Origin of the sequence: Micromonospora sp. NPDC023633 (genome assembly GCF_040640035.1) — a bacterium.
Classification (GTDB): Bacteria; Actinomycetota; Actinomycetes; order Mycobacteriales; family Micromonosporaceae; genus Micromonospora.
The window spans coordinates 68874-77903 of record NZ_JBFABB010000020.1 but is presented as its reverse complement, the minus strand read 5'-3'; the positions used below and the strand labels follow the sequence as shown (position 1 = coordinate 77903).

The following is a 9030-nucleotide window of genomic DNA, read 5'->3' as shown; positions in this document are numbered from 1 at the left end:
GATCGCGGTGACCGGGACGCCGATCGGGCCGGCGTCGCGGTAGCGGTAGCTGCGGCCGAGTTCGAAGTCGGCGCGGGCGGCCGGCAGCGCGGCGGGGCCCGGCGGGTCGACGTGACCGTCGAGGCCGAGGTCGCCGCCGCTCTCGACGGCGTCGCCGCCGACCTCGGCGGGATCGACGCCGTGCTGCACGTGGCGGGCGTCATGCGCGGGCAGGGCCTGGACGTCCGGGAGGTCACCGCCGAGCTCTGGGCCGAGGTGATCGCCGTCAACCTGACCGGACCGTTCCTCGTCGCCAAGCACGCCGCGCGACACCTCGCCGGCCGCTCGGGTGTCCTCGTGCTCGTCGGGTCCAAGGCGGGCGTACAGAACGGATCGGGCTCGGTACCCTACGGCGCGAGCAAGGGAGGGCTGCACGGCCTGGCGCTCACCCTGGCCCGACAACTCCGTCCACACGGGATCCGTGTGCACGCGCTCTGCCCAGGCGACATCGACACTCCGCTGATGCGCAGGTCGTTGGCCGAGGCGCGGGCCAACGGCGCGGACGGGGACCGGGTCGCGGAGATCGAGGCCGCCCTTGGTCGGCCGGAGGACGTCGCGTCCACGCTGGTCCTACTGGCATCGCCGGTCAGCGACGGTGTCGTGGGCACCGTCCACACCGGCTGAGCAGCCACCCCGAGGGCGGCGACGACGTGGAGGCAACAAGGTGATCGGCATCATCGGACCGGAGGACTCGATCCGGCTCGTGCAGGAGGTCTCCGCCGGCGAGGGACGCGCCGGGGACCTCACCACCCGCGCCTACACCCGACCCGAACAGGCACCCGAGCTGGCCCGCGAACTCGACGAACTGTGCCAGGTGCTGCTCTTCACCGGGCGCATCCCGCACGCCTTCGCGGCCTCCGCGGGCGGCCTGCGCGCCGAGATCGACTACATGCCGCACGCCGGCATCGACCTCTACCGGACGCTGTCGCGGATGCTGCTGGCCAACGGCGGACGGCTGCCCACGGTCAGCGTGGACACCATCGAGGCCGACATCGTCCGGGAGACCTACCACGACATCGAGCTGGCCCCGCCCACCGATATCCTGCCCATCGCCGACTCCTCGGGCCTGCTCTTCTCCGGCCTCGACGAGATCGTCGCCTTCCACCGCGAACGGTACGCCTCCGGCGCCGTCGAGGCGTGCCTGACCTGTCTCGGCGCGGTCCACCGTGACCTGCGCGAGAGCGGGGTGCCGGTCTGGCGTGTCGAGCACACCCGCGCCTCGGTCCGCGACGCCCTGCGCCGGGCCTGGCTCGCCGCGGAGATCCGGCAGTCCCGGGCCACCCAGATCGCGGTGATGATGATCGAGCTGGCCGAGCAGGCCGGCCGCGGGAACGACCCGTACCAGGTGGAACGCCAGCGGCTGCGGCTGCGCGAGGCGCTGCTGGAACACGCCGAGCGGATGCGGGGCAGGCTGAGCACGATCGACGACCGGACACTGCTGATCACCACCACCCGGGGCACCGTGGAAAGCGCCATCGCCCGGCAGCGTTCCGGCCACGCGACCCTGCTGACCCTGCGCGGCGTCGACGTCGAGCACACCGTCGGCTTCGGCGCCGGCACCACCATCGCCGCCGCCGAGGACAACGCCCGCAAGGCGCTGGCCCTCGGCCGTGGCAGCGGCGACACCCACGTGGTCTTCCCCGACGGGGAGATCTACTCCAGCCGCGAGAGCCCGGTCAAGCAACGGCTGCGCGAGACCGCCTCCGGGGTGCTGCGCATCTCCGAGCAACTGCGGCTCGGGCCGTTGTCGACCCGCCGGCTGCTGGAGGCGCTGCACCAGACGGACCCGAACGAGGTGACCGCGCGCGGCCTGGCCGACGCGTACGGGGTGGAGGTCCGCTCGGCGCGCCGACTGCTCAACTCCCTGCGTGCCGCGGGCTACGCCGAGGAGATCGGCGTGCACGTCAGCACCGGCGCGGGTCGGCCGCAGACGGTCTACCGGGTGGAGATGCAGCGACTGTTCGACGAGATCGGCGGTGGCGTGTGAGGTTCGAACCGGCCTTCCTGGTCACCGCCACGTTCGCCGCCGACGCCGCCGTCCGGCGCGAGCCCCACCGTCAGGCGCACCTCGCCCGCGTCGAGGCCCTGCTCGCCGACGGCACCGCCCTGCTCGCCGGGGCACGGGCCGACCTGGGCGCCTCCGTCCTCGTCCTGCGGGCCGCCGACGCCAGCGCCGCCCGCGCCCTCTGCGAACAGGATCCCTACTGGCGGCACGGGGTGTGGACGGCCATCGAGGTGGCCGACTACCTGGCCGCCGTCCCGCCACCCCACGGAAGGTCATGATGTCGCAGTACCGCCAGATCACCGGAATCCGTGTCGAGGGCGTCGCGTCCGCGCCGTACGCCGCCCGGCTGCTGGCCCAGGCCTGGGGGGAGACCCCCGAGGGAGTGCCGGTCCGCCTCGACGTCGACCCCGCCCTGCCCGAGGGCGGCTACCGCATCGAGGTGCCCGAGCAGGGCGACATCCGGCTGACCGGCGACCCCTTCGCCGGTCTGATCTACGCCGCTCGGGAACTGGTCGACCTCGCCACGCCCGCCGGTCTGCCGCCGGGCGTCCGGACCGGATCGCCCGGGATGCCGCTGCGGACGCTGTGGACCTGGGACCACTCCACCAACTGGGACCTGCGCCAGCTCGGTCAGCAGGAGATCGGCGCGCTCAACCCGTACGCCAAGTCCGCCGACGCGTTCGGCGCCGACTACCGCCGGCTGGTCGACTTCTGCAGCCGCGAGCGGATCGGTGGCATCGTGGTCTACGGGCTGCTGCGCGACGCCCACGGCGGCGTCGAGGCGGCCCGCGACCTGTGCGAGTACGCCAACGCCCGGGGCGTGCGCATCATCGCTGGCATCGGCGTCAACGCCTACGGCGGCATCTACTTCGACGGCCGGCACCGCTACAACCTCGCCACCTGGCTGCGCCAGCGACCCGACCTGGCCGCCGAGCTGCCGAAGAAGGTCGGCTTCGACATCGACGAATTCGGTGACCTGCACTTCCCGGCCAGCGAGTACATGATGGCCGCCTGTCCCTCGCAGCCGGACAACCTCGCCTGGCACCGGGACGCCGTCGACTGGCTGCTGGACACCCTGCCCGTCGGGGGCATCAACTTCGAGACCGGCGACTACGGCAGCTGCGCCTGCCACCGCTGCGCGGCCCGTACGGGCGGCGAGCGCACCTCCTGGTCCTACGAGGCGATGCGGTCGGTCTACCCCACCCTCCTGGAGACCGCCCGCCGCAAGGGCCCGGCGGGGGTGCCGCTGCGGCACCTGGTCGAGGTCTACTGGGACAACATCTTCGACCTCGACGCGCAGCAGCCGCTGGCCGAGCTGCCCGACGACGTGGCCTACCAGTACTGCGTCAACCGGGGCTTCTGGTACGAGAACCGGCACCGGCTCACCGCGGCGCACGTCGACCAGCTCCCACACACCACCAACGTGCTGCGCACCCACGCCGGCTCCCAGTGGAACCGGCAGCGGCACTCCTGGGTGCCCGACATGTACGCCGACATGGGCATCCGGGCCGGCGGCGCCGGGATGCGCGGGCTGACCGTCTTCGCCGAGGCGTCGGCCTACCACCCGACCAACGAGATCAGCTACCTGGCGTACGCCCGCTTCACCTGGAACCCCGACCTGGCCTGGGCGGACTTCTGGCGCGACGAGGTCGCTCCCCGCTTCGGCGGCGCGGCCGAGGCCGAGGCGTTCCGCGACGGGGCGGCCGTGCTGGACGACCACTCGGCGACGGCGCGCGCCCTCGGCGCGGTCCGCGAGGACGCCCTGGCGATGGTCGCCGCCACCAGTGGCGACGTGCAGCGCCGGTGGCTGTGGCTGGCCGAGAGGGCCACCCGCCACGCCCACTCCGCCGGCTGACCCCGCCACGCCCCGTCGGCGGCAACCGGCTCGGCCGGGCGGGGAGGCGTGCCCTGCGGCGGGCAGGCTCCGGCGCGGGTGGTCGGGGCACCGCCGACGGCACGGAACCGGCGCGGGCCGGTACGCCAGGCTGCCCCGCTGTGACGTTGGTGGCCGCGCCGCCGCTCTAGACAGTGGACCGATGAGCGTCGGCGGGGCGGCGGGGTGGCCCCGTTTCCGCGAATGTGAAAACCTCCCCGACTTCCCTCGCAGACGTTGCGATCGGTCGAAGACGATGGTTGACTGCTGCATCGTGTCAGAACGCGTGAATACCGATAGGTCGGGAAGTTCGTGAAACACGACGTAATGACAACACCACATCCCGGCAGCCCTCCCCGGGTGACCTGGCGGCAGCGGATGGCTCGCTGGCTGGACCCGACGGTCGCGCAGTGGGCGCTCGCCCGGGAGGAGGCGCCGCCACCACGGCGGCCGTCGTCCACACCGGAGCAGGTGGAGAACCTGTGGCCGGCGATCTGCGAGCAGTTCGCGCTGCGCATCCTCGCCTCGGCGTACCAGATGGGCAGCCACCTCGAGGCCGTGGAGGCCGACGAGCAGGATCCGGAGCGGCTCGAGAGGCTCTACCGCATCGACCACGCGAACACCCGCATCCGCCGCCACGCGGAGAACCTGCAGGTCCTGTTGGGCCGACGCGTCGAGGACGCCGACCCACAGAAGGTCGCGCTGGTCGACGTGGTCCGGGCCGCGAGCTCGGCAGTCGAGCACTACCCCCGGATCCGGGTCGGGCACGTGGTGAGCCTCGGGATCGTGGCGTTCGCCGCCGACGACGTGATCCGGGTGCTCACCGAACTGCTGGACAACGCGACCCGCTTCTCACCGCCCACCTCCTCGGTGATCGTCTCCGCGTACGTCACGGAGGCCGGCGGCGTGCTGCTCCGCATCGAGGACGCCGGCGTCGGCGTCAAGCCCGACCAGCTCGGGGCGCTCAACGCCATGCTCGCCGGCAACGCGTCCGCGCCGGCCGCGGCCAACCCCGCGGCGCACCTGGGCCTCGTCGTCGTCTCGTACCTCGCCCGCGCCCACCACCTGCGGGTCACCCTCACCAACCGGCCCTCCGGCGGCACCACCGCGACCGTGCTGGTTCCCGGGGAGCTGCTGTGCGAGATGACGCCCGCGGCCCGACCGGGACCGGCCGCCTCCCCACCCTTCGAAGCGCAGCGTCCGGGGTCGACGACCGATCGGCCGCCGGCGCAGGACGGCACCCGTCCGACAGCGGCGCAGGCACCGGCCGGCCGCGGTGCGCAGCCGCCCACGTCGCGCCTGACGCTCGTGCACGGCCAGCCGACCGGCGACAGCCGTGGCCCTGCCGCACGGCAGCCGGCCGCCAGCGGCGGCGGCCTTCCCCGGCGTGTACGCGCGAGTGTGCGCGCGGACGGGCAGCTCGGCGGCGGAAGCCGGCCGCCGGGGCCCGAAGCGCCACCGCGACGGGCGTCCCCGTCGGACCGCGACAGCTGGCCGGACGAGACGGCGGCCTTCGCGGCCGGAATCGCCGACGCGCAGGCACCCACGAGCACGCAACCCCGAGGACATCTGCCATGACCTACCCGAACAGCGGCGGCGGGCCGCAGGCCGGCCATCCAGGCCATCAGGACTTCGCGTGGCTGGTGAGCCAGTTCGCCGACGAGGTGCCCGGCGTCACCCACGCGCTGATCGTGTCCCTCGACGGTCTGCAGCTCGCGGCCTCCCGCGGGATCTCCCGGGACCTGGGTGACCAGCTCGCCGCGTTGACCGCGGGACTGCTCAGCATGGCCGACCGCAGCGCCGACCTGCTCGACCTCGGCGCGTCGGAGTACCTGACGGTCCGGCTGCCGCGCGGGCATCTGATGTTCATGCGGGTCGGCGAGTCGGCGGGGCTGACCGTGGCCGCCGCCGCGGGCTGCGACCTGCGGGTCGTCTCCTACCACATGGCGCAGTTCGTGGGGGCCGTCGGGCACGTGCTCACCCCGCAGTTCCGCAACGAGCTGCACCGCCTCACCGCCAGCCAGCCACCCCGCTAGTGTCCGCAGCCAAGGGAGCGAACGTGCCCACCACGTACTGGAAGGTGCGGCCCTACGTCTTGACCGGCGGGCGCACCCGCACCCGGCAGCCCCTGCTGGTGCACACCCTGGTGTCGGTGCCGTACTACGACGCCGTCTTCGCCTCCGGTCTGCTGCCGGAGGCGCGCACGCTCTACGAGCAGGCCAGGAACATGCGGTCCGTCGCCGAACTCTCGGCGGTGTGCGGCACGTCGTTGGGCGTGACCCGCGTGGTCATCGACGACCTCGCCGCCACCGACCGGCTGCGGATCCACGCCGACCCCTACACCTCCCCGTTCGACGACCGCCTCCTGGAGAGACTGCGCGATGGCCTTCGCCAGCTTGCCTGACAGCCCCCTGGTGACCTCCGCGAAGATCGTCATCGCCGGCGGGTTCGGGGTCGGCAAGACGACCTGCGTCCAGTCCATCTCGGAGATCCCCCCGATCAACACCGAGGCGTGGATGACGGCGGCGAGCGAGACGGTGGACCGACTGGACCCGGGGATCGACAAGACGACCACCACCGTGGCAATGGACTTCGGGCGGCTGACGATCGGCCCGGACCTGGTGCTCTACCTTTTCGGCACGCCCGGCCAGCCACGGTTCTGGCCGATGTGGGACGACCTCTGCCGGGGGGCGGTCGGCGCGCTGGTCCTGGCCGACACGCGGAACCTGGAGGCGTCGTTCCCGGCGGTGAACTACTTCGAGCAGGACAGCGACGTGCCGTTCGTGGTCTGCGTCAACCTGTTCGACGGGGCGCTGGCGCACCATCTGGAGGACGTCCGCGAGGCCCTCACGCTCTCCGCCGAGATCCCGCTGATCACCTGCGACGCGCGCGAACCGTCGTCGGTCGCCGGGGCGCTGTTGGCGGTCGTCGAACACACCATGACGCGCACCACCGGCCCGGTCCCGGGCGCGCTGGCGGTCCGGTAGCTCACATACCTGGAGGCATCACATGCGCAGAGTTCTTATCGTGGGAGCCGGCCAGTCCGGGCTGCAGCTCGGCCTGAGCCTGCTCGCCGAAGGGTACGACGTGACCATCATGTCGGCCCGTACGCCTGATGAGATCCGGCGTGGCTGGGTGATGAGCACACAGGCCATGTTCGCGGCCGCCCTGGACACCGAACGCCAGTACGGGCTGAACCTGTGGCAGGAGCAGGCGCCGCGCATCGAAGGGCTGCACGTGTCCCTGTCGGCCCCGCCCGGCCAACGCGCGCTGCGCATCCCCTGCCCCTTGGACCGCCACGCGCAGAGCACCGACCAGCGGCTGAAGATGGCTGCCTGGCTGGAGCTGTTCGAGCAGCGCGGCGGCACCGTCCACTACCAGGGCGTGACGACCGCGGACCTGGACGGGCTGACCCGGCTCGGCCGCTACGACCTGACCATCGTCGCGGCCGGCAAGGGCGACCTGGTGGGCGTCTTCGACCGGGACCCGCAACGATCGGTGTACACCGCGCCCCAGCGAGGGCTCGCCGTCGCCTACGTGCACGGCATGACGCCGGACCCGCTGTGGCCGGTGCCGCACGTCAGCTTCAACGCGGTGCCGGGGCTGGGGGAGCTGTTCGTCATTCCGGGGCTGACCCTGTCCGGGCCATGCGAGATCCTCTTCTGGGAGGCGGTGCCCGACGGGCCGCTCGACCTGTGGAAGGAGCGGCTCGATCCGGCCGAGCATCTCAAGCTGACCCTCGAGCTGGTGCGGCAGTACACGCCCTGGATCCACGAGCGGTGCGCCGACGTCGAGCTGACGGACGGGCGGGCCACCCTGTCGGGCCGGTACACCCCGACCGTGCGCCGCCCGGTGGCGGAGCTGCCCTCGGGTGGCCTCGTGCTGGGCATGGCGGACGTCGTGGTCGCCAACGATCCCATCACCGGCCAGGGCAGCAACACCGCGGCGAAGTGCGCCTCCTCGTACCTCGGATCCATCCTGGAACGGGGTGACCGGCCCTTCGACGGGCAGTGGATGACCCAGACCTTCGAACGGTTCTGGGCGGGCGCCGGGCAGGCGGTCACCGCCTGGACCAACGCGATGCTCCAGCCGCTGCCGCCGCACGTGCAGCAGATCCTGGGCGCGGCCTCCACCAATCCGACGATCGCCCGTCGCTTCGCCAACGGATTCTCCGACCCGAACGACTTCCAGGACTGGTTCATGACGCCCGACGCCGCGGACCGCTACCTGGCGCTCCTCGCCACCAGCTGAGCCGAGCACCTCTCGGAGCCAGGAGGGACGACAGGCATGGCGACGACCGAGCCTCAGGCGCGCCGCGACGACGGGTCGCCGGCCGTGGGCCGCAGGGACCTGCTGCGGGGCACGGCGGCGATGGCGGGGGGCGTGGCGCTCGACGCCCTGCTCCAGCCGGCGGCGGCGCTGGCCGCGCCGGTGATCTACAACCCGTTCAGCGGCTACCCGATCACGGACGGATGGCAGGAGCACCTCGCCCGCGGCTCCGCCGGCGGCATCGACTTCGCCATGCCGGTCGGCACGGACCTCCCCGCGTGTGGCGCGGGGACGATCTCGAACATCCCGAACAACGGCACGGGTGGTCACACCGTGACCATCCACCACTCCGACGGGTACCGCAGCCAGTACATGCACCTGTCCCAGTTCCTGCTGGCGAACGGAACGTCGGTGCCGTCGGGGGCCGTCGTCGGCAGGTCCGGCGGCGCGGCCGGCGCCCCCGGCTCCGGCTCTTCGACCGGGCCCCACCTGCACTGGCACATGATCGATCCCGCGGGCCGACGGATCAACCCGCTGACCTACGTCAACCCGAACCCGCCGCTCGACCTCTGGAAGGACGACATGAAGCTGATCCAGTCACCCGGGCGCGGCATCGCCCTGGTCGGCCCCGGCTACTTCCGGCAGCTGCGCAACGACGAGGAGGTGCACGCCGCCGTCGCGCTGGCCGGCAACCCCCTGGTCGGCAACGACCGCCAGTTCGACCTTTGGCGCAGCATCGCCTACGACGGCCAGGTCAAGGCCCCGTCCTGAGCGCCGGTCCGGAAGGGCGGGCCGCCCCCCCCCCGGGGGGGGGGGGGCGCCCGGACCGCGGGGGCGGGGCGAC

10 protein-coding genes are annotated in these 9030 nt (G+C 72.7%); all 10 read left to right on the top strand.

The annotated features are described in order from the left end of the window. The coding region (locus AB0G13_RS09155) for an SDR family oxidoreductase (protein WP_357871167.1) at positions 1-663 on the top strand (663 nt) is incomplete at its 5' end. A gap of 40 nt (positions 664-703) precedes the next feature. Continuing rightward, positions 704-2026, top strand: coding sequence for a hypothetical protein (locus AB0G13_RS09150; RefSeq protein ID WP_357871164.1), 1323 nt, complete (start codon positions 704-706; stop codon positions 2024-2026). Then, the gene (locus AB0G13_RS09145) at positions 2023-2322 is read left to right on the top strand and encodes a YciI family protein (RefSeq protein WP_357871161.1); all 300 of its coding nucleotides are present in this window, start codon (positions 2023-2025) and stop codon (positions 2320-2322) included. Before AB0G13_RS09150 ends, AB0G13_RS09145 begins: the two co-directional genes overlap by 4 nt. Next, the gene (locus tag AB0G13_RS09140; protein ID WP_357871159.1) at positions 2322-3899 is read left to right on the top strand and encodes a hypothetical protein; all 1578 of its coding nucleotides are present in this window, start codon (positions 2322-2324) and stop codon (positions 3897-3899) included. Before AB0G13_RS09145 ends, AB0G13_RS09140 begins: the two co-directional genes overlap by 1 nt. Before the next feature lie 345 nt (positions 3900-4244). Continuing rightward, positions 4245-5495 (top strand): ATP-binding protein, encoded by a 1251-nt coding sequence (locus AB0G13_RS09135; RefSeq protein WP_357871156.1) that lies wholly within the window; start codon positions 4245-4247, stop codon positions 5493-5495. Next, the gene (locus AB0G13_RS09130; RefSeq protein ID WP_357871153.1) at positions 5492-5953 is read left to right on the top strand and encodes a roadblock/LC7 domain-containing protein; all 462 of its coding nucleotides are present in this window, start codon (positions 5492-5494) and stop codon (positions 5951-5953) included. Before AB0G13_RS09135 ends, AB0G13_RS09130 begins: the two co-directional genes overlap by 4 nt. 23 nt (positions 5954-5976) lie before the next feature. Beyond that, positions 5977-6321, top strand: a complete 345-nt coding sequence (locus AB0G13_RS09125) for a DUF742 domain-containing protein (protein ID WP_357871150.1) — start codon at positions 5977-5979, stop codon at positions 6319-6321. Next, entirely contained in the window at positions 6314-6904 is a 591-nt protein-coding gene (locus AB0G13_RS09120) for an ATP/GTP-binding protein (RefSeq protein WP_357871147.1), read from the top strand. Before AB0G13_RS09125 ends, AB0G13_RS09120 begins: the two co-directional genes overlap by 8 nt. Positions 6905-6926: 22 nt before the next feature. Further along, positions 6927-8168 (top strand): styrene monooxygenase/indole monooxygenase family protein, encoded by a 1242-nt coding sequence (locus AB0G13_RS09115; RefSeq protein ID WP_357871144.1) that lies wholly within the window; start codon positions 6927-6929, stop codon positions 8166-8168. A 36-nt stretch (positions 8169-8204) separates the two neighbouring features. Beyond that, positions 8205-8957 (top strand): M23 family metallopeptidase, encoded by a 753-nt coding sequence (locus AB0G13_RS09110; RefSeq protein ID WP_357871142.1) that lies wholly within the window; start codon positions 8205-8207, stop codon positions 8955-8957. The last annotated feature ends 73 nt before the right edge of the window (positions 8958-9030 follow it).

What these genes read in the sequence shown, in the direction of transcription:
- AB0G13_RS09115 (WP_357871144.1), top strand. Translation starts at nt 6,927, where the DNA reads ATGCGCAGAGTTCTTATCGTGGGAGCCGGCCAGTCCGGGCTGCAGCTC.
- AB0G13_RS09135 (WP_357871156.1), top strand. Translation starts at nt 4,245, where the DNA reads ATGACAACACCACATCCCGGCAGCCCTCCCCGGGTGACCTGGCGGCAG.
- AB0G13_RS09110 (WP_357871142.1), top strand. Translation starts at nt 8,205, where the DNA reads ATGGCGACGACCGAGCCTCAGGCGCGCCGCGACGACGGGTCGCCGGCC.
- AB0G13_RS09130 (WP_357871153.1), top strand. Translation starts at nt 5,492, where the DNA reads ATGACCTACCCGAACAGCGGCGGCGGGCCGCAGGCCGGCCATCCAGGC.
- AB0G13_RS09140 (WP_357871159.1), top strand. Translation starts at nt 2,322, where the DNA reads ATGTCGCAGTACCGCCAGATCACCGGAATCCGTGTCGAGGGCGTCGCG.